The organism is Woronichinia naegeliana WA131 (genome assembly GCA_025370055.1).
GTDB classification, from domain to species: Bacteria; Cyanobacteriota; Cyanobacteriia; order Cyanobacteriales; family Microcystaceae; genus Woronichinia; species Woronichinia naegeliana.
Genome location: CP073041.1, coordinates 3,248,877 through 3,269,699, shown reverse-complemented (window position 1 = coordinate 3,269,699; position 20,823 = coordinate 3,248,877). Strand labels below are relative to the sequence as shown.

Genomic DNA, 20,823 nt, shown 5'->3' with positions numbered 1-20,823 from the left:
CATTACTTCTCTCTCAATCAGTCGTCTTAGTTCAAACCATTACCATCGTAGGGGGACCAGGGTTCCTGAGTGGGATCGGTAATCGGTTGTTGCACTGTCCAAAGTTGGATCGCGTCATTATAAACCGTCGCATTAGAGAAGTTACCGTTAGCGTAGAGTCCCCAATGAGCACGACGAAGATAGGCAGTTTGAGCCGCATTGGGATCAGTTCCTCCAGTATAGTTGAGGTTCCCACCCTGAGTCATTTTAAAGGTTAGTTGTCCGTTCATCCAAACATAAAGGAGATTATGTTGAAAGTCCACATAGGTTGTGAAACGTACCCATTGATGTTGGGGCATATAGGTGGGGGTGGAAAGAACATCTGTAAAGGGTGCATGGGCCATTTCTAGTTTTCCTTGAGGACCGGTTAGGGACATCGTAACAACATTCCAGTTAACGTTATTGCCAAGGGTGAGGAAGCTTAACCAATCAGAACTAGTAATGCTGCTCGGATCCCAGTCTGCCCAAGCATAAAAGCGATTGACCACAGGCACTGGTGTTCCGTTTAGATAGCTATTAAAGGTAGTATCGGGAAAATAGGTACTAGACGGGTCAACATGAAGAACAGGATAAGGACGATGACTATCTGCCGATTGATAATTAATCCAACCTTTGTAAACAGAGTTTCCTGATAAGGGAGCTACACCATCTTGACTGGCTTGGGTTTGATTGAGAATACTCCAATTAGAACTATAGTTATAATCAGGTTGTCCATTTGCCACTAAAGTGCCATTAGAATAATTTAACCATTCATTACCGGGAAAACCATTTTCAAAGCCAGAAAACCACATCGCGGTTTCTTGGGTATTGATAACTAAGTTGCCCATGGGCCCTGAACTTAAGGCAGCACCAGAAATATCACTAACTTGATTGGCCTGTAGATTAATGGTGTAGTTTCCATTATTCTTTGCATCCCAGATACCATCACTGTCAGTAATTTTATATGTCGCAACCCACTGATTACTACCATTTTGTTGAACACTAACAAAGTTAGCAAATCCTTGGAAGCCGTTAGGGCCAGTAACCAACAGATCTTGATTATCTAAACTATTAACATTGAGAGCAATGGGAGAATAGTAGTTGACATTAAAGTTAAACTCGGATTGGCTTTTGAGAAGCTGTTGAGTCGTAGTATTGGTATATTGAACGGTAAAATTGCCAATATTTTGCAGGGTGATGAAATTGTAGTTAAGATCTCCAACTTGGTTGCTTTGTGCTTGAATAGTGTATTGATTTGCCTGATTAGCACTCCAGCCGATGTTATCTAGAATTTTGTAAGTCGCTGTCACTGTTTTGCGATCGCTGCTAGCGGTAGCACTGACTAAGGTTGCTTTTTGACTGTTGCCATTGGAGGAAAGCACGTTAATATCATTACTATCAACCGTTGTCAGAGCAATGCCCCAAGCATCATTATAGGTAACGGTAAAAACATACTCATTGTTAGCATTTAACGTGTTTCCCCCGCTTGTCGTCGCATTGGGAAAGCTTAGGGTTGTTGTGGGAGCCGCTGTATCTAGAGAGTTTATGTCATAAACTCGGATATTACGGAAAAAGCTATTTTCTAGGGGATTTGTTGTCTTAGGACTATTGGCAAAGAAAAGATATTGTATTGCTCCCGTATAGTTTTTACCAATATTGATGGAATAGCTTTTCCAATCTGTACCACTATAATTCTTCAGTTGCTGACTCCAGCCGGGCCAAGTATCCGACCCATAAAGAAGGAAACCGGTGGGATTATTAAAGTTAACATTCCAGTAAGAGTTATCGTTGTCAAAACCGATGGCATGATCTACTCCCATTACATCACTCCGAAAGTCAAACGATAAGACAGTATTGGCAGTAACGTTATAGGCAAAATCTAGTTTCTTCCAAGTCTGACCCGACAACTGGAGAGTAGAGCCACTATCGGTGACTTGAAATTTCCCGCTGGTTGGATTATCTTGATTTGAATAACCACTTAAGAGATAGGGATTAATATTGATGGGAGTGGCTAAAGTCGTATCAGCAACAATGCTGCTGGCTGGAACATTAATGTTGAAAGTGCCTAGGGTTCGGGCTGCCATGAAGGTGTAGTTATAGTCGCTGACTTGATTTCCTTCTAGAGCAATGGTATAAACGCCATTTTTATCATTAATCCCCCAACCGACATTACTCGTAATCTTATAGGTTGCTTCCACCGTTGTGCGATCGCTGGAAGAGGTTGCACTAACAAATTGCGCTAATTGATTAAAACCGTTAGCACCTGTGACTCGAATATCTTTACTATCCAAACTCCCCGGATTCATAACAGTATTATCCGCATAGGTCACTTTAAAGAGGTAATCTTTGCTACTTGTGGTGATAGCAGGCGCATTGAGACTAGCAACAGTAGGCGCAACAGTATCAGAAGTATTGGTCTCATAAACACGGATATTGCGGAACAAGCTATTTTCTAAAGGATTGCTTGTCATCGGAGTATTGGCAAAGAAAAGATAATTGATCGCTCCAGTATAGTTCGTACCGATCTTGACGGAATAGGTTCTCCAATCCGTTCCCTTGTAGTTATTTAGCGTTTGACTCCAACCTACCCACTGATCATAACCATACAATTTGAAACCAGTAGGATTATTAACATTGACATTCCAATAAGAGTTATCGTTATCAAAACCAATGACTTGAGTATTACCGATCGCATCACTGCGGAAATCAAACTCTAATACAGTATTCGCTGTTACATTATAAGCAAAATCTATTTTTTTCCAAGCCTGCCCTGCTAATTGTAGGGTAGAACCATTATCTGTAATTTGATAGACAGCTTTGCTCGTATCTTGATTAGAATAACCAGTAAAGGACTTTTGACTAAAATTAACAATTGGTGCTAGTTGAGGAACACTTGCAGCTAGTTGAGGATTGGTTAAGCTATCTTTCGTCGCAGTTAATCCCGTAACTGCCTGGCCATTGGTGCTTAAAGAAGCGGTAGAACTTCGACTGCCACTAGGAAGGCTGTTGACGACAACGCTGGCTGGCTGAAGGGTGGCAGGATTATTCGCAATCACATTAAGAGCCACACTATTGCTTAAGTCTGCGCCTAAACTTGAGGGTGAATGAGGAGATAAACCATAGGGATTAATGGCATTGATGTCTTGGGCTGTGTTGGGAATAACACTGGCGATGTTGTTGGTAGAAAAGTGAGATGTGTCGGTTAACATGATGTTATCCCAAGCCTTGATCAATGAACAACTATGTTATACCAGTAAAAAGAAATTGGGAACTTCCGTGATACTACTGGACTTCACGGGAAACATGACTGTTTGTCACTAGCATTTACGGACTTAAATAGGGCTTGCTGAATAAGTATAGAACCCTTGCCAGATAATGCTTTCAAGCATTTTAAAAACGATCAGGTGCAAGGTTATGGCCTTTGGAGGCTCAAAGCCCATGCACGTCGTTGGAAAACTGGGGGTTGAAATTGGAAACAACTCTCTGAAGTCACCATTTTTCGCCTCCTGTGGCATCTAGGTTCGTTTTGTGGACTTTTTCAGCAGACCCTAAATAATTAGAGTTCGAGTCAAATACTGAGGGAAAACAAAAAGACCGTGTTTATACGGATCGGGCGGAATTTTATCCTTTTCTAAGAAAGTTGAATGTTGAGTGTGATTAGAAAAACTTCTACCTGTAAATAATTAGTTGATAGATTATCCTGTGAAACGTTACGATAGGGCTTTCGATCTCGCGTCAGATGTAATCAACGAAAATTTTACAGCAAGTTATCTTCCAAACTTATATTGACTTCTTGTCTCTCTAAGGCATAGCCAGTAAGGCTTCCCACTTTTAACCAGCCTGAACCAGTACCGAGCAACAACGGCTGCGGTGATTAAATTTGGCTTTTTTCCTAATCCCTAAAAAGCGATCGCCACTCAGATTTTATGGATTTGAAGTTTGAAGTTAGGCTAGAGCCGCGATCGATACTTTGGCCGCAATTTGTTGGGCGATCGCCGTTAGAGCTTGGGCCGAAGCAGATTCAGGAGCCGAGATGACAATAGGAATACCCGCATCACCCCCTTCTCGCAGAGAAATTTCTAAGGGAACGCAGCCTAACAAAGGAACTTGTAACTCCTTAGAGGCCTTTTCTCCTCCCCCAGACCCAAAAAGATCGTAACTGCGATCAGGCTGATCCGGCGGAATGAAATAACTCATATTTTCCACAATACCTAGAACCTTTACGCCTAGCTGTTGAAACATTTTTAAACCCCGTCGAGCATCTAGCAGGGAAACCGTCTGAGGTGTGGTGACAATCACGGCTCCTGCCATAGGGACAGATTGGCAGAGAGTTAACTGAGCATCTCCGGTGCCAGGCGGCATATCCACAATCAGATAATCCAACTCACCCCAGGACACTTGATAGAGAAATTGACGAATAATGCCATTGAGCATCGGGCCGCGCCAAATCACCGGTTGATCGGGGTCAATCAGAAAACCCATCGAAACCATTTTAATACCGTGATTAAAAGCGGGTTCAAGGATATCTCCCTGGGGATCTTTGGTAACTTTAATTTCGGCTTGACTTAATCCCAACATCGTGGGTGCGTTAGGGCCATAGATATCGGCATCCAGTAAGCCCACTTTAGCACCTAATTTTGCGAGGGCAACGGCCACATTAACCGCCACAGTGCTTTTACCGACTCCCCCTTTACCACTGGAAATAGCGACGATATTTTTGACATTCCCCACGGAAGTCCGATCCGGCAGAGATTTCTGTTGAGGGGTTTCCGCCGTGACAGCGACCTCCACTTTCTCAACACCCGCCAAGGTTTTAACCGCTTTCTGGCAATCTTCGACAATAAACTCCCGTAAAGGACAGGCTGGGGTCGTTAAAACCAAGGTAAAGCTAACTAAGCCGCCATCAATCTGTACATTGCGGATCATGTTGAGTTCGACCAGACTTTTTTGCAGTTCGGGATCTTGGACAGGTCTGAGGACTTCTAGGACAGCTTGGGAGGTTAGCATAACAATTTAAAATTCTCTTCTGGGCTGGAGGGTGATTATCCAGGCTTTTTCGATTTTAAGGGTTTTTGGAAAAATTAAGAATTTTGTTAGTTCTGTTTTTTGATACCCTAAGAATTGTCTAACATAGACTTCGACGGAGTTTCCCCTCATGTTGGCCTTCATCCTCGCGATCGCTGTTGGCATAGCCAGTCTGTTTTTCTTTTTCTCCGCTTTTTTCGCGCCTAAACTACACCGTAAGGATGATTTTCTGTGGAGTGGGGTGGGACTGTTTTATGCTGCCACACTCTGGATCTGTGCCCAACGGATGACAGGAGGGGTTTTGCTAGGGCAGATAGCGGCGACAACCTTGGTGTTGTCTTTTGCCTGGCAAACAGTAAAATTGCGGGTGGCTCTGGCCAATCCTGAAAAAATAGCAGAACAACCCAATTTCTCGCTGCTGGATTGGTTAGCCGGTGGGTTAAGTCGGAAAAAAGCCGTGCCTAAGTCGAAGGGAGGCATTAAACCCCAACCCCTTTCTAAACCGACCACAGAGTCGGTAAGTAGTGCGGAAAAAGTTTCTGAAACCGCGATCGCGAAAGAAGCCCCAGCCGAAATGACTGAGCCTGTTGCCCAAGAAGTCATTCAAAAAATCGAGATTGAACCTGTTGCAGAGAACATAGTCGCCCCGCCCGTAGAAGCGATCGCCGAAAATACGCCCTCAACTCCAGCGGCCCCCAAGGCTGTCAAGAATCCTACGCCCAAGCCCTCTAAACCGGCCAAAACTGATAAAAAATCCACACAACCTAAAAAACCTAATTTCTTCAGTCGTCTTTTTGCAAAAAAAGCACCTAGTTCCCCTCCCCCCAAATCCGCCACTATTACAGAAGCTTTGGATGCAGTGGAATTAGACCATGATTGGGAAGAAGAGGTAAGTAAAGAAACCAGTATCTTGCCAGAAGTTATGGTTGAATCGGTCATACTGGAATTGACAGAAACTGTTATCGAAGAAACCCCCGTTACAGAAATAGAAGATGACCTAGATGATCTCCTAGAGGAACCTGAAACACCCGAGAACAATATTTCAGAAGATCTTGATGAATTATTAGAGGAATCTAACGTCGCTGAAGTGGATACCCTTTCGTCAGATTCAGACAATGAAATCGCTAAAGAACCCATCACTCCTACTGAAGTTAGTAGCGAGGTAATTGAGGAAAATATTGCTGTCTATGATGAAGTCCTAGAAGCAGTTGACTTAGATTTCAATAGCCAGGAAGCTCAGCTAGAACCAACGGTACTTGAAAAACCGTCATCTGACCTCAAGGATTTGTGAGCCTTCTTTTGACGGCGACTTTGTATCCCTAAAAGTTTGATTCTCCTGCCTACGGCATCACTCTTAAAATAAACTTACCGAAGGGACATAATTTATTAAGTAGCTGGTTACAATTAAATATAAAACGTGGGATGGGCATCCTACCTGTCCACAGGCTAGAAGCCTGTTCTACTATCTAACAATTAATTAAGCCCACTTACTTATCTCTCTACAAAGATTTGTCCGTCATCACAACGCAAGTTGCTCTAAATCTGACTTTTCCCGTTAAGTGCGGATTGCAAGCTGCCAGCCTTGGCAAAGGTCATGCAACTTCAACCAACCGCGCCAAAGGACTTGGATACCGAGAGGAGTTTTACGACGATGTTCAAGATAACCACCAAGAAAAGCAACAGACTCGACAGCCCAAGCAACAGTCAAAATAGGGGGAAGTTTTTGAGAGGCGGCTGCTTTTAACACCTGAAGTTGAAGAGGATTAAGAATTTCAATCGCGAGAGCATCGGGCTGGGTACGATGAAGATAAGTAACGTGTAAAAGTTCAACAGCAATGACACTTAAAAAACCCAAAAGAGTTTTCATTCCATCAGAGGCAAGTCGATAACGCTCACTCTGACAACCAGACTTAAGGACTTTATGAAATTCTTCAACCCGCCATCGGTAGGTGTACCAACGAAGAATAGTGACAGCCATCTCAATAGTCTCAACAACTTCTGTAGTCAGAAGCATCCAAGATAAAGGAGTTTCGCCTTCGGGACAATCGATTTCTGTCGCATAAACAGCATAGACATTCAACGGGTCACGATTATCAAAACGATAGGGAGTTCGTAGATTAACTGAGCAAAATCGGACGGCAAGCTTAACCTTCCGTGCTTTTCTTTTTCCTGTACTCGGAATCTCGATTTCTTGATGAAAACGAATCGGTTCTGATTCCAAATGTTGCCAAAGTCGTTCACTATTTTTGTCTAAACTACGATTATGAGACGCTCTGACCAGCACTCCTGTATGCTTGAGTTGACGCACTGAGTCAAAGACTTCTGAAACATCTCCTTCTCTGTCAAATACATGAATTACCCTCGTTGAACTTTCTACCTGTTTCTCACAGGTGTTTAGAGCCTCTACCCATTTGTAGGATTCTTTTTCCTCAAATGGTCTTTGACGAGCTGCTTTTCTTTGTTCTTTCTGTCTTTCTTTTTTCTGCTTCGCCGTTTCATCTGTTGGGGGCTTTTCTTTTACCTCCCTATTCCACAGTTTTTGCCATAATAAACCTAATACTTGTCCTTTTTCTGGCTCAATTGCTAAAGCACTATGCAGTATTAATCCATTCCCTCCTTTTCCAGTCGGCCCATACCCTTCCCTTTTTTCCTTGATATTGCGATAATCTAAGAAGGTCGTATCTCCGACTGATAGCATTATCTTATATTCTTCTACGGCGGCAGTTGTCATTTCACAGTGCGGCTCTATTATCTTGACAAAGTCTGTTTTCGGATTCCCAAAAATTCATAGGCCCTCTTTAACTCGTTTCCTCCCTTAAACACTTCTGATAAGGCTTTTCCAAACCCCTCACTTAACTTTTTCCCAATCGAGAAGGCACGATTGTTTAGCCTCTCGTCTCCCAATTCACAACTGGCAAAGTTTTTTGTCCACCATTCCAACATTTTTTGACCTGCCCTTTAAGATTTTCTCCATTTTACAGTCTCATACTCCCTTCATCCTTTGTTTTTGAAATTTGAACGATAAGCGGGATGATGGCTTCAGAATATTTTTTTCCTGTCAAGAGAATCATTACTCAAACCCTTGCCAGATAAAGCCTCTAGAAGTTTGCATTGCTGGATTTTGGACTTAACGGGAAAAGTCAGGCTCTAAATAGGGTCTGCTGAAAAAGTCCACAAAACTAACCTAGATGCCACAGGACTCGAAAAATGCTGACTTCAGAGAGTTGTTTCCAATTTCAACCCCCAGTTTTCCAACGACGTGCATGGGCTTTGAGTCTCCAAAGGCCATAACCTTGCACCTGATCGTTTTTAAAATGCTTGAAAGCATTGTCTGCCAAGGGTTCTATACTTATTCAGCAAGCCCTAAATAGGCAATGAAAACCGATAAAATTTTCTACACTCTCTTTCAAGCCTTTCCTGAACTTCTTTTTGAATTGATTGGTTCAGACTCAAAATTTGCCCAAAATTACCAATTTAAATCCATAGAAATTAAAGAACTTTCTTTTCGGCTTGATGGTGTATTTTTGCCCGATGAAAACTATCCTGAATATCCCCTCTATTTTGTTGAGGTTCAATTTCAATCAGACCCAGATTTCTATTGGCGATTTTTTACCGAAATTATCCTCTATCTCAATCAACATAAACCCGTGCGTCAATGGCAAGCCGTTGTGCTTTGGGGTAAGCAAAGCTTGGATGGTGAATTACCCCTTGCCTATCAAATGTTTGATCCCTGCCTACAAAAGATTTATCTCGATCAACTGGATCAGCCTTCTTCTTCATTGGGTTTAGGTATTATTCAATTAGTGTCTGTCCCAGAAAGCCAAGCTCCTCAACAAGCCCAGTTTCTACTGAATCAAGTTCGTCAAGACATTAAGGATGCTGCCACCCAAGCTAATGTTATAGAATTAGTAGAGAAAATTATTATTTATAAATTTCCGCAAAAAAGTCGTCAGGAGTTAGAGCAGATGTTTGATTTAACAGACTGGAAACAAACCCAATTTTATAAAGATGTCAAACTTGAGGGCAAACTTGAGGGCAAACTTGAGGGCAAACTTGAGGGCAAACTTGAGGGTAAGCTGGAAATTGCTCGACAACTTTTACAGCGAGGCATGACTTTAGCAGAGGTAGTCAGCCTGACAGGTTTATCGGAACAAGAATTACAACAAATGAATGGACAATTGACAATGGAAAATTGACAATTACGGTACTTTGCTTGATCAAGGCGTACAGAAAAAACTGTACGTTAGAGTCCTGATAAGTGCTGTGTCAATTGTCAATTATCAACTATCAATTGTCAGAGACCCTATTTTTCGAGAGGCTTGGCAAATTTACGTTTAGCCCAAATTCCCAACCCAAAAAGAATGGTGCTACCCATAACCGGCAGCGCATCCGTTTCCCAAGGAACAGGAGTAGCTGGGCTAAGAGTACTAGAAACGATATAATCATCACCGATACCGAAATTCGTAAATGTGCCATCTACAGGCTGATAGCCATCATTTCTACTATCTTACATCTTGCAGTAGAACAAAAGAACGACTGGCGGAAAGGGTCAAGAAAGTGGAAAAAGGAGTAGAAGTGAAAAAACAGCAAAACAATGGAAACCATTCTTATACAAGCCCAGACCCTAGTTTATACATTGCTAGGTTTGATGCCGACCTCCTATCAACGCGATAGTTTGCAGGCAATGTTGGGGCTATTCCTAGAAGCTCAAGGTCATCCTCTACCCCAACATATACTTCAAACGTTCATAATCTGAGATTTATCAAAGCGTTGAAATCGTAAGGTGAGCAGAGAATCAAGCTCCTCCTTATATTTTACGTTAGCATCCTCAAGACATCCTGAAATTGCTGCAGAAAACTGCGTAAAATCTTCATAATATTTTGCGTATAAACACTTCTTCTTCACAAACTTCCACAGTCTTTCAATTAAATTCAAGTTAGGAGAATAAGGAGGTAAGTACAGTAACTCTATTCCTAATGATTCTGCCAACTCCTGTACAATTCGGCATTTTTGATAACGAGCATTGTCTAATACCAACGTAATCGGTATTAATAGTCCTAATTCTGCTATCTTTTCTAGGAGTTCACAAACCTGAGTTCCCGTAATATAAGAACTGTTCGTTACCATAATTACTTCATGGGTAATTGCATTTAATGCTCCTAACACATTAAAACGTTTTCTCCCTGATGGTGACTTAATAAAAATCCTCTTGAAGCACCATATAAAATTTACAAATGCTCCCATTACAAAATGAGAGGCATCTACAAAGAAAACTGCCCTTTTTCCTGCTTTTGCCTCTTCTAGCCTTGGTTCTAGCTCTTTTTCTCTATAGCTATCCTGAGCTTCTACATCTGCTTTTGATGGAATTGTTCCCACCTTTAGACACCTCATTCCTATTGACTTTAAAAATTTTCTGACTTGCGTCGGACTTCTTTTTATTCCTGTTAATTCTTCTATTCTTTTTACTGCTTCATTTATTGTTGCTGGTGGATTTGACTCAAAATATGCCTCAATTGTCCCTTGATGCTCTGTTAACTCGCTTTTCGGGCGATTAAATTTTATTTCTTTTAGTTTTTCTATCCCGCCCTCTTGATAATCACGGATATAGCTTGTCACCGTATTTACTGAAACTCCTGCGAATTGAGCAATTTTTTGATGAGACAATCCCTGACTTTTTAGCCATAAAACTTCCATCTTTAGCTGCACTCTAGGATGCGGGTGATTAAACCGACCGTAAGACAACAGTCTTTTGTCTTCTTCTGTAAATTCTAACTTAATCATTTCTCAGCCTCTTGACTAATTTTTCTATTTTTATTATATTATCTCTTATTTTTAGAATTCGCAACCTGTGACCGTGTTTAGTATAGTCAAACAAAATCACCCTCGGCCTTAAGCCGATTTTTGAATCAGTATGATTGGGGTACTCGCCAAATTATCCGAGCAGTGCGAAAAGCAATTCTCAAAGAACTACTTAGGGCTTGCTGAAAAAAGCTGAAACCTTTACGGAGAAAAATAGTAGGCGAATTAAGAACCGCTAGAATGCACGAAAATAGGGTAGAATGCCTCAAAACCATTGCATTAAGAAGAGAGAAAGCAGATGTACCGAAAGCAACAGTACTCAATTGAAACACCAGAAAACTTGAAAAATCTGTTCGGCGGGCAGTTAGACGAAGAAAATCGTTGGATAGAAATGTCAAAAATGATTCTTTGGGAAGAATATGAGGAAGAATATGCAAAAAACTTCACAGAAAAAAAAGGAGCCCCAGCCAAATCATTTAGAATGGCATTAGGAGCATTAATTATCAAAGAAATTTCAGGAAAAAGTGACAGAGAAACAGTAGAACAAATAAAAGAAAACCCTTATTTACAGTACTTTATAGGAATGGAAAGCTATAGTAGCAAAGGGGTGCGACCTTTAGTTGATAAAAGCTGTTGTAATCAGGGTTCTACAGGGAACCCATATTGATCAAGTTTTGCCCAAAATTGACTCCATCGTTCCTTGGTCAATACCAAAGCTCGTAGGCTCAAAATAATTCCTGCTCCTTTTTCCTTCCATCGCATCCCTGAACAACATAATCGTTGTTTGACCAACGTCTTACAAGCTGCTTCCGTAACACCTGAACCAATCGGATACTTTTTCTCTATGTATTCAGCATAATCCATTTGATGCTGATGATTCTCGTAATAAGTAATCGCCGCTTGTAGTTTCTCGGTAAGATTCTTAGAATGACTTTTTTCTTCTTTGACTTCTTTCATCAGATTTAGCAGTTCTCCTGCTTTTCCTTTTTCATGCTTGAGTTCTCGACAATTTTCAGTCAACCATTCTTTTTGTTTTGACACGGTATTCGGATGCAACGCTTCTGCCAAGGCACCTAAGTAACCAGAGGCATGATAGAAATCTAATATCTGTTCTTCCGTTTGCTTTTCTAAAAACTTCCAATTTGATTCTGCCCCGTCTGCTATCCCGACCAATGTTGCCTCTGGATAACGGTTTTTCGCTCGCTCAATTTCTCTTTCTAATCTTTCTAGAAAACTCTTTTTTCCATACTCTGGTGCCGCACCTAGATAGATTGTATGTTGACGTTCGCCTTCACTATCGTATAGGGAAACGGTTCCCACCATTGCTTCACGGTAGCCATCCTCACACATCAGCATACAGGTTCCATCTAATCCTATTCCCACTGTTGCAATTTGGCTATCCTCCTTGGGCGGGGCATAACTCCACGCTTCTTCTTTTGCCTGTACCACACTTCCTACTGCTTCACTCAATCTTTGGATATAGGATAGCGCTACTTTTCTACCATGATTTTCTAATAAATCATTTTTCACCTCTTTGCCTGCCATCCCTGACATTTTTGAGGATACCTGTTTTGCCAATAATGGCGTTGATGTTATGATTATCCTTGCTTCTCTTTCTAAGGGGCAATACGTTTTTCCTCAAAGGTGAACGCTGATATACATGACGATTCACTATAACCTCACCATAAGGTGTTTGATATTCTTTCGGTTGCTCTCCCTTACTCTTCCAGATTTCTTCACCGATTTTTAAGGGTGAACCATCTGTATCTAAATATTTCAAGGCTTCTTTGCTGGCGATGCAACCTACTTCGTTTAAGCCTTTTTGAATATTTATTTCTGTATCCAACATTGAACGACTGAGTTCTAATGTTAGTTCTATTTTTATCTTTGAACCCTCTACATTAATTAGTTTTGCTGTCATCATTGTTTCCTCTTTGTCACTTTTCATCCCATGTTAACACTTTTCTTTTCCTTCATCAACTAAAGGTCACACCCTAGCAAAGAAGCATTTAATGCGTCAATGATGGTTCATTTTCGTAAAAAAATAGGAATGGAATTAATAAATAAAATTAATAAAGAAATAGAAAAAAAAGCGACGGGTGTAGCGTCAGAAAAAAAAGAAAATGAAGGAAAGTTATTGTTAGATGCGACTTGTACACCAGCAGATATAAAATATCCAACGGATATAGGAATATTGAATGATGCCAGAGAAAAAACAGAAAAAATAATAGATAAGCTGTATGAAGAAATAAAAGAGAAAAGGAAAGAAAAGCCGAGGACTTATAGGGAAGTGGCAAGAAAAGAGTACTTAGCCATAGCAAAAAAACGTCGTGTGTCAAAAAAAGAAAGAAGAAAAGGAACAAAAAAACAACTAGGATATATAAAAAGAAACTTGTCTCATATAGAAAAAATGATAGAAGAGGGAGCAAAGTTAGAAAAACTAACGAAAAAAGAGCAAGAAGAGCTTGTAACGATAGGAAAAGTGTATGAGCAACAGTTAGAAATGTATGAAAAAAAGACAAATAAAGTAGAAAACAGAATTGTGAGTGTAAGCCAACCTCACGTGCGTCCAATAGTGCGTGGAAAAGCGGGAAAAGCAGTAGAGTTTGGAGCTAAAATATCGGCAAGTAATGTGAATGGCTTTGTCTTCTTAGACAAATTAAGTTGGGATAATTACAACGAATCGGGAGATTTACAAGCGCGAATAGAAGAATATAAAAGGGAAACAGGATGTTATCCGGAATCGGTTCATGTGGATAAAATCTATCGAACAAAAGCGAATCGAGCTTATTGTAAAGAAAGGGATATAAGAATGAGTGGTCCCCGATTGGGAAGACCGCCGAAAGAGGTGAGCAAAGAAAAAAAGAAAGAGGCACGCTCAGATGAAAGAGTGCGTAATGCCATTGAGGGTAAATTCGGACAGGGAAAGAGGAAATTTAGTCTTGGTCGAGTGATGGCCAAACTACCTGAGACCTCGGAAACGGTAATTGCGATGAACTTTTTGGTAATGAATCTTTCTACTCTACTTCAGAAGACAAAAAGTAAAAAGTTGTAGAGTCGTTTTTCTTGTGAAAAATGGTGTTAATTTTCCTCTCTTTTGTGAGGAGTGATTTGTGTTGACCTTTTTAGACAGAAAGGAACAATAGATTAAACAAAATCTGTATTTTGATTTGTTTCCATAAGGATAAGTTATCTATGCTTTTTCAGTCCATACTTCCCTAACCCACATTTCTTTCGTTTTTTGACTTTTTCAGCAAGCCCTACTTAGGGCTTGTTGAATAAGTATAGAACCCTTTCCAGATAATGCTTTCAAGCATTTTAAAAACGATCAGGTGCAAGGTTATGGCCTTTGGAGGCTCAAAGCCCATGCACGTCGTTGGAAAACTGGGGGTTGAAATTGGAAACAACTCTCTGAAGTCACCATTTTTCGCGTCCTGTGGCATCTAGGTTCGTTTTGTGGACTTATTCAGCAGACCCTACTTAGGGCTTGCTGAATAAGTATAGAACCCTTGCCAGATAATGCTTTCAAGCATTTTAAAAACGATCAGGTGCAAGGTTATGGCCTTTGGAGGCTCAAAGCCCATGCACGTCGTTGGAAAACTGGGGGTTGAAATTGGAAACTACTCTCTGAAGTCACCATTTTTCGCCTCCTGTGGCATCTAGGTTCGTTTTGTGGACTTTTTCAGCAGACCCTACTTACCTATGCTCCAAGAGGAAGACGACCTTGGTTGCAGGTGATTGTGGACTTAACGACACTGGAGAAATGCGGAAAATTTAAGGCTTTTGAGCATTTAATTCATGTTCTTCACGGGAAGAGGGGTTTACATCTTTTGGTGATTTATCTGGTGATAGGAGAATTTCGAGTCCCCTGGGGATTTCGAGTTTGGAGAGGTAAAGAAACAAGAAGTCCCGCTCAACTCGCGGTGCGATTAGTGGATAGCCTACCCAAAGAACTCCTGAGTGCTTTTCGGGTTGTCATTTTAGCCGATACCGCCTTTAGTAGTGTGCAATTCCTTCAAGCGATGAAAAAACGCCGTCTTGCGGTTATCGTCGGTGTGCGTTGTGACCGTAAATTAGCTGATGGTCGTCAGCTTCGTGATTTGCTCAAAAAAGGACAACAGGTCACTCTTGATGGATTATCTTTCCCTGTTACTATCTCTTGGTTCTACCTCAAACGTAACGGCAAACTCGAAAAACGCTTCGTCTTATCGACTCGTCCTCTTAAGTCCAGTACCATTATCTGGTGGGGACGGCGAAGATGGAGTATTGAGGGCTTTTTCAAGACCGTAAAACATCGTTTTGGTTTACATCGTTTTGGTCAACAAACTCTTCTGGGGGTTTATCGCTGGTTGCTTCTTTCGATGATTAGTTTTCTTCTTGCCCATTGGGTTTATCTTTCTACTGACTCCTCTAAACCACCTGATTGGGGTCAAGCTTCTGCTTCTGCTCTTCAGACACTTTTTCCTGATGTTGCTCTTTGTTCCCTTTTTTCTCAAGTCGAGCGATTACGTCCACTTTTGCAATCTTTTGGACTCCAACTTCAGTTAGTTGCTGTCACAACTTAGAACATGAGTTTTGGTGCAAGATGTAAGCTATAGAAAATATTAACTGAATTGGATGATGTATTGAAGGAAATTCCGCCCAAATCTGACAAAAGTGAGGAAGATGGAGTGCCATCCCATTGGAATGTATTGCTCGGATTAACAAAGGTGGTATCCAGTCCCGTGATCGTATAAGCCACAGAATCGCGGTTGTACGTGCCTGTGATTCCAGTAATGGTATAGGTGACTCCTGCTGTGGGGGTCACGTCTGCCGTCTGGAAAGTACCTGATGCCGATTGGTTACTGCTTCCAGTAAAAGACCAGTTCCAGATTGTGATGGCTTGCGCGGGTGCGGAGAGCAAACCTAGACTGATAAGCGTACTTACCCCGATCGCACTCTTTGCGATAAGTTTAGCTAATGTTTTCACGGGATTTCCTCCACAATTAACGAAATTTTTTTGTTATCCTATCTCGATTTTTTCTCCAAAGTCAAGTTTTTCTATCAAACATTCTTGATTTTGTCAACAGTAAAGCTGGTGATATTGATTTAATTTGAAACAGATTCTCCCCTAGATAAGGCTACTGTTTACAGACAAGTCCTTTCTGTTTAACCTGATCTATACTTAGCACGGTCATAGATTGAGATTTTCGCCCCCTTGTATCTTAGAGAAAGAGTGGTAGGCCGATGCCCCCTTGGTTATCAAAGCCGAGATTTAGTCTAGGTCGACACTCATTAACCCTTCAGCAACTCGAAAAATCGAGAGGGTCTCGAACCCGAATGGAACAAGGTCGAGTGATGAAGAGACAAACTCAAAAACAGGGGTACGAACATGGTAACTCAAACAGCAAGCCAATGGGTTGGAATAGATGTCAGCAAAGCCAAGTTGGACATAGCTTTACGTCCAGCGAATAAAACGTGGCAAGTCTCCAACCCACATTCCGCAGGTAGTTCAAGAGATAAAGTAGTATTTTTGGCAGGAAGAGCCAAGAAAGGAAAGAATATATTTGTGATTGGAGGTCAAATTAACGATAGTTTTAATACCGTCAACCTCTAAGCAACGGATAAACAGAAAAGACTGAAAGACCCAACGCAGAGTGGGAATGGCAGTAGGTTTACCCTTTTGATTAGGAATAGTCTGATGGGAAAGGGCCAAAGCCTGTCGTAGGCGACGTTGTGCCAAAGTGCAAACCAACAAAGAGACAACCATAATCATCATCAAAGCCATAATGCGTTGAGGATTCTTGAGAAAAAGAGCAGAGGCAAAAAAGAAAGGGTCTTTAAGAAAACGAAAGCCGCGCTCGGTGTGTTGTTGAGCCTTATATTCAGCTAACATCTGGTCGGGACTTAAAATCTGAGAATCGAGAACCCACATTCCGTACATAAAAAAAGAACAAAGAAAATAAGAAAAGTCATTATGACAAAAGATAATACTGACAAGTAGTAGCCCCAAAAAAGCGCAAAATCCTCTCTCGCTCAAGCGTTAGATTGATTATTTGGGGACAATTATCCAGTACAACCCAATGAACTCCTCTCAACATCTGAAAAATCCAACGCAGTGTCGGACGCTGAGTCGGCTTTCCCAACTGATTAGGCACAGTCTCCTCCTGCTCTGCCAGAGCCAGTCTCAGTTTACGTTGTCCCAAGCTGTACACCAGTAAACACAACACCATGATGAAACTCAATGCCATAATCCGCTCAGGGGTTTTGAGAAAAACACTGGACGCCAAAAACAGAGGGTCTTTAAGGAAGCGAAAACCTCGCTCTACCCCTTGCTGTTGCTTGTAGTGGACAAGCAGTTGCTCATCGCTCAAAGAGTCTCCATCTAGCTGATTCGTCGCCAAGACAAAACGTCCTGCTGCCCGCTCTGAAGCTTGAACTTTCGCACTATTGAGGCTGAAAGTGGCTTGGGCATGATAGCTACGACGAATGGGCTGTTCATGGGGACGGGGTTTACCTCGATGACCGTAATGACATTTTTCGACGACAGTTAGGTCTTGAAGAAGATGCCATTCTAAACTCTTCTCCCATCGGCTCAGGGCGGTTAAAGCATCCTCCCGACAAGCAAATTCCTGACGCTGTAATTGTTCTAATTGTCTTTGAGCTTGAGCCGTTGCTTTCTCTGTCTTCTTCGTCAGTTGTTTGAGGTCTAAAGCTTTTTTTTGCTCGCTATCTACCACTATCCAACGTTGTTTGACTCCCCCATATTCACTTTCTAAGGAGGTAAGACGATAGCCCTCTAAATCAGTTGTGATGAATTGCTCCGAGGCTAATTGACTGACCGCATCCTGCACTTCTCTAATCGTTTTCGGCACAGAACATAACCAGTATATGCCGGTTAACTTTTGCAAGTTATCGGCACTGTATAAGGCTGAATCTGCTATATACAAACCATCGAATTGCCACTGCTCATTGAACTTTTTCAAGAGTTTAGCAAACTCTTTTTTATCACTTTGATTGCCATCTCCTAATTCGAGAAAAGCGGGAATGTCGCCATCCCCCCAACAGACTAGATTCAAGACAAATTGTTTCAAGTCTGGTCGCTTATCCTTTGAATAGCCATGAGTGATATGGATTATTTGGCTTTCTTTGTCTTCTCTCTCCACCGATAATTTATATTCCCCTTGTACCGATAATGAACTGGAGTCTAAATGGGAACTTTTCATCACTATTTTGAAGATTTCTACGGCTTTTAGACAAATTCCGAGAAACAAACGGCTGATGCCGGCCATAAAGATTAAATCTAAGACTCTCCCTAAACGGTCATCATTCAGGTCGCTGGCTTTTATTCCTTTTCCTAAAAGATGTTCTACTGGTTTATCTTCAAAAAAACGACTGAACAAATATAAAGGAGAGTTGATAAAGCCTAAGCCATTGAGAATCATCGCTTTCACTACCAGACCCGCACTGATTTTAGCACGGTCATTTTCTCCTAGTTGTTCATTGATATAATCCACTAGACCTAGTTCATCAACTATCGCCGCGATTATTCCTAAATGGTCGAGATTTTTAACGTTTAATTGGGTCATTTTCTCTTGGGTTTATTAGCTTTTTTATTTTAACTATTCTGTAGCCATTTTTGAATCTATTTTTATTTTTTCAAGACTAGTACGGAATACGGGGAGAACATTAGTAGCCAAAATAAAGCGTCCAGCCCGTTTAGATGTGGCTTCTAAGCAAGAGGAATCAAGGCTTAATTGGCCAGTTAAGCGGTAATGAAAACCGAGAGGAGTAGCCCCTTGTTTCGGTCTTCCTCCCTTGTCATAGTAAGGAATAGTCTGAACCTCAACTTGACTGAGTTGATGATAAGTCAAGGTTTTTGGCCAGAGTTGAGCCTCAGTAAGAGCATCGGCCTCACAAGCAAAATTCTGTCCACAAAGTTTCTGCCATTCTTTTTTGACAACTTTATCGGCTTTCTCAATTTTTTGACTTATAGCTTTATTATCGGACTGGAGACGTTGAGCACTTTCGACCACAAGCCATCGTTGCTGTTCACCCCCATATTCCGAAGCCCTCACTTGCCAACGATAACCGTCCTGTTCACCCTGCTGCCATTGGTCTTCTGATATATTTGCCAAAGTCTCAGTGGCTTCTTTCAGAGGGACACGACTTAACCATTGAATTGACCTCGCCATGCCCACATTTTCCGCCGTATAAAAAGCTCCATCCATCACCGATAAACCTTCCATATTCAACGTTTCTTGACAGTCTTTGATTATCTGGGGAAACACCTTTTTATCCGATTCATTGCCATCTCCTAATTGCATAAAGTGAGGTGGCCCCAATAGACTGAACAAAAATAGGGCTCTCCCCTTGTCTGTGTGTAATGTTATGTTAAGAGTTAAAGCAAGCTAACAATTTAAGCCGTAGATGCTCAAAATTAGCAAATCCATAACTTTTCCTTTTTATTAATTTAATTTTTGTATTCATCCCTTCCGTTAATCCATTAGTTGTATGGTTTTCAAAATAATTGCATATGCCTGTCAAATGAGTTTTCAGCATACCCACACTTTTTTTATAGAATAGGCTCGCTGTTCTCATCCATTTTTCAAATTTTCTCCTTGCACCATTTGTCGTTCTTGAATGCTCATAAATATCTCTAATCTCTTCCTTCATTTCATACGCTATTCCTAAACAAGGATACATTTTCAATATCTCTTCTAACTCTTCTCTTTTTTCTTCTTTTAACTCTTCTTTATTTTTCCATAATAGGTATGTTAAACCCTTTTTATGGATATTCATTTTCTTTCTCAATTTATTCAATTCTTCATTTATATTTTTCATTACATGAAATCTATCATAGACGATTTTAGCATTTACAAATAACTCCTTTATTGCTGACGTAAATCCCTCCCACATATCCACACTTACTTCCTTTACATTCTCTCTAACCCTTGCTGGCTGCACTTTTAGGGCTTCTATTATCTCTTCTTTTTTGTGTCCTTTTATTACTTCTAACAATTCCTTTTTATTTATATCTATCACTGTTGTAATAAAGTCTTTTTTTCCTTTTCTATTACTAAATTCGTCTAAACTTATCTTTTCTGGTAATTCCCATTCCTTCTTTTCTGCCTGCTTTGCATACTCTTCAAATATTGATTCCAATGTTCCCCAACTTATTTCTTCTTCTTGCCTTACCTCTTCTACATTTTTCTTTTTTACTTGCTCATAAATCTTTTCTTCATAACGAATTGTATAATGTTTTCTTAGCCGCATAAAGTCCAGTCTTTCTGTTATGTATTTCTGACATTTTTCACAATGGAACTGGCGGCGGGGCACTTCCAGATATACTTTCTTTCCCAATAGGGATAAATCCCGAACCAAATTATATTCTATTTGATTTATATCTTCCAATTCTTTATGACAATTTGGACATTCCATTACTTCGTTTTTCATTTTTAATTTTAAGAACAAAGCACCATCTATTTCTCGATAGTTTACGACTGTTACCTTTGGCAAACCTAGTAGCTCATCCAAGTTTATCCACATACTCCACCTCCTACTGTGGTATTACTATTATACACTTTCCACACAGTTGGGGGAAGAGCCGATTCATTACCAAAAAGTTCATTGCAATCACAGTTTCCGAGGTCTCAGGAAGTTTAGCCATCACTCGACCAAGACTAAATCTTCGCTTTCCCTGTCCGAATTTACCCTCAATGGCATTACGCACTCTTTCATCTGAGCGTGCCTCTTGCTTTTTTTCTTTGCTCACCTCTTTCGGCGGTCTTCCCAATGGGGGACCACTCATTCTTATACCCCTTTCTTTACAACGCCTGATGTGAGTTGGAGCATGGAATGGCGTAAACTCGTTTAATTGATGCTTTCTTTAATTAAAGGGGGGGCTAAAACCCTTGCTGACTACTAGTGGTCTGTCAAGCTAAAGATTGTGAATTTGAGGGAAAATGGAGAGGCTATTCATTACCTCAACAGATATCGTAA

Annotated in this window: 13 protein-coding genes and 6 pseudogenes; 7 read left to right on the top strand and 12 right to left on the bottom strand. The window is 40.9% G+C overall.

All coding sequences use genetic code 11. From position 1 onward, the window contains the following. Positions 1-26: 26 nt before the first annotated feature. Entirely contained in the window at positions 27-3,227 is a 3,201-nt protein-coding gene (locus KA717_16525; GenBank protein ID UXE63997.1) for a hypothetical protein, read from the bottom strand. Positions 3,228-3,963: 736 nt separating this feature from the next. Next, positions 3,964-5,025 carry an Mrp/NBP35 family ATP-binding protein gene (locus KA717_16520; protein ID UXE63996.1) on the bottom strand — a complete coding sequence of 354 codons (1,062 nt, stop codon included), beginning with the start codon at positions 5,023-5,025 and terminating at the stop codon, positions 3,964-3,966. 148 nt (positions 5,026-5,173) lie between these two features. On the opposite strand from KA717_16520, the gene KA717_16515 reads away from it, so the two are divergent. Next, positions 5,174-6,334, top strand: coding sequence for a hypothetical protein (locus KA717_16515; GenBank protein ID UXE63995.1), 1,161 nt, complete (start codon positions 5,174-5,176; stop codon positions 6,332-6,334). 264 nt (positions 6,335-6,598) lie between these two features. On the opposite strand, the gene KA717_16510 is transcribed toward KA717_16515, so the two are convergent. Next, the gene (locus KA717_16510) at positions 6,599-7,774 is read right to left on the bottom strand and encodes an IS4 family transposase (GenBank protein ID UXE63994.1); all 1,176 of its coding nucleotides are present in this window, start codon (positions 7,772-7,774) and stop codon (positions 6,599-6,601) included. 17 nt (positions 7,775-7,791) lie between these two features. Continuing rightward, positions 7,792-7,986: a transposase gene (locus KA717_16505; protein ID UXE63993.1), complete on the bottom strand. Its 195-nt coding sequence runs from the start codon at positions 7,984-7,986 to the stop codon at positions 7,792-7,794. A 431-nt stretch (positions 7,987-8,417) separates the two neighbouring features. Here KA717_16505 and KA717_16500 point away from each other — a divergent pair, with 431 nt between their 5' ends. Continuing rightward, positions 8,418-9,239: an Rpn family recombination-promoting nuclease/putative transposase gene (locus tag KA717_16500; GenBank protein ID UXE63992.1), complete on the top strand. Its 822-nt coding sequence runs from the start codon at positions 8,418-8,420 to the stop codon at positions 9,237-9,239. Between the two features lie 398 nt (positions 9,240-9,637). Continuing rightward, positions 9,638-9,775, top strand: a pseudogene (locus KA717_16495) (IS701 family transposase). 5 nt (positions 9,776-9,780) lie between these two features. Here the strand turns inward: KA717_16495 and KA717_16490 are convergent. Beyond that, positions 9,781-10,824, bottom strand: a complete 1,044-nt coding sequence (locus KA717_16490) for an IS630 family transposase (GenBank protein UXE63991.1) — start codon at positions 10,822-10,824, stop codon at positions 9,781-9,783. Between the two features lie 81 nt (positions 10,825-10,905). Between KA717_16490 and KA717_16485 the strand changes: the two are divergent. Beyond that, positions 10,906-11,019, top strand: a pseudogene (locus KA717_16485) (IS701 family transposase). A gap of 121 nt (positions 11,020-11,140) precedes the next feature. Next, positions 11,141-11,428, top strand: a pseudogene (locus tag KA717_16480) (transposase). Between the two features lie 53 nt (positions 11,429-11,481). On the opposite strand, the pseudogene KA717_16475 reads toward KA717_16480, so the two are convergent. Further along, positions 11,482-12,763, bottom strand: a pseudogene (locus KA717_16475) (ISKra4 family transposase). 93 nt (positions 12,764-12,856) lie between these two features. On the opposite strand from KA717_16475, the pseudogene KA717_16470 reads away from it, so the two are divergent. Together KA717_16470 and KA717_16465 are read left to right on the top strand one after the other, a co-directional pair. Continuing rightward, a pseudogene (locus KA717_16470) lies at positions 12,857-13,876 on the top strand (IS5 family transposase). 700 nt (positions 13,877-14,576) lie between these two features. After that, positions 14,577-15,407 carry a transposase gene (locus KA717_16465; protein UXE63990.1) on the top strand — a complete coding sequence of 277 codons (831 nt, stop codon included), beginning with the start codon at positions 14,577-14,579 and terminating at the stop codon, positions 15,405-15,407. Here the strand turns inward: KA717_16465 and KA717_16460 are convergent. The 6 genes and pseudogenes from KA717_16460 to KA717_16435 all read right to left on the bottom strand — a co-directional run bounded on the left by KA717_16460 (position 15,404) and on the right by KA717_16435 (position 20,653). After that, a complete protein-coding gene (locus KA717_16460; protein UXE63989.1) occupies positions 15,404-15,811 on the bottom strand; it encodes a hypothetical protein in 408 nt (135 codons plus the stop codon). The two genes, KA717_16465 and KA717_16460, sit on opposite strands and share 4 nt — an antisense overlap. 522 nt (positions 15,812-16,333) lie before the next feature. Next, positions 16,334-16,765: an IS1634 family transposase gene (locus KA717_16455; GenBank protein ID UXE63988.1), complete on the bottom strand. Its 432-nt coding sequence runs from the start codon at positions 16,763-16,765 to the stop codon at positions 16,334-16,336. 31 nt (positions 16,766-16,796) lie between these two features. Then, on the bottom strand, positions 16,797-18,410 hold the full coding sequence (locus KA717_16450) for an IS1634 family transposase (protein ID UXE63987.1): 1,614 nt from the start codon (positions 18,408-18,410) through the stop codon (positions 16,797-16,799). Between the two features lie 33 nt (positions 18,411-18,443). Next, complete coding sequence (locus KA717_16445; GenBank protein UXE63986.1) at positions 18,444-19,178, bottom strand: IS1634 family transposase; 735 nt, start codon at positions 19,176-19,178, stop codon at positions 18,444-18,446. A 37-nt stretch (positions 19,179-19,215) separates the two neighbouring features. After that, on the bottom strand, positions 19,216-20,370 hold the full coding sequence (locus KA717_16440) for an ISL3 family transposase (protein UXE63985.1): 1,155 nt from the start codon (positions 20,368-20,370) through the stop codon (positions 19,216-19,218). A gap of 61 nt (positions 20,371-20,431) precedes the next feature. Continuing rightward, positions 20,432-20,653, bottom strand: a pseudogene (locus tag KA717_16435) (transposase). Between the last annotated feature and the right edge of the window lie 170 nt (positions 20,654-20,823).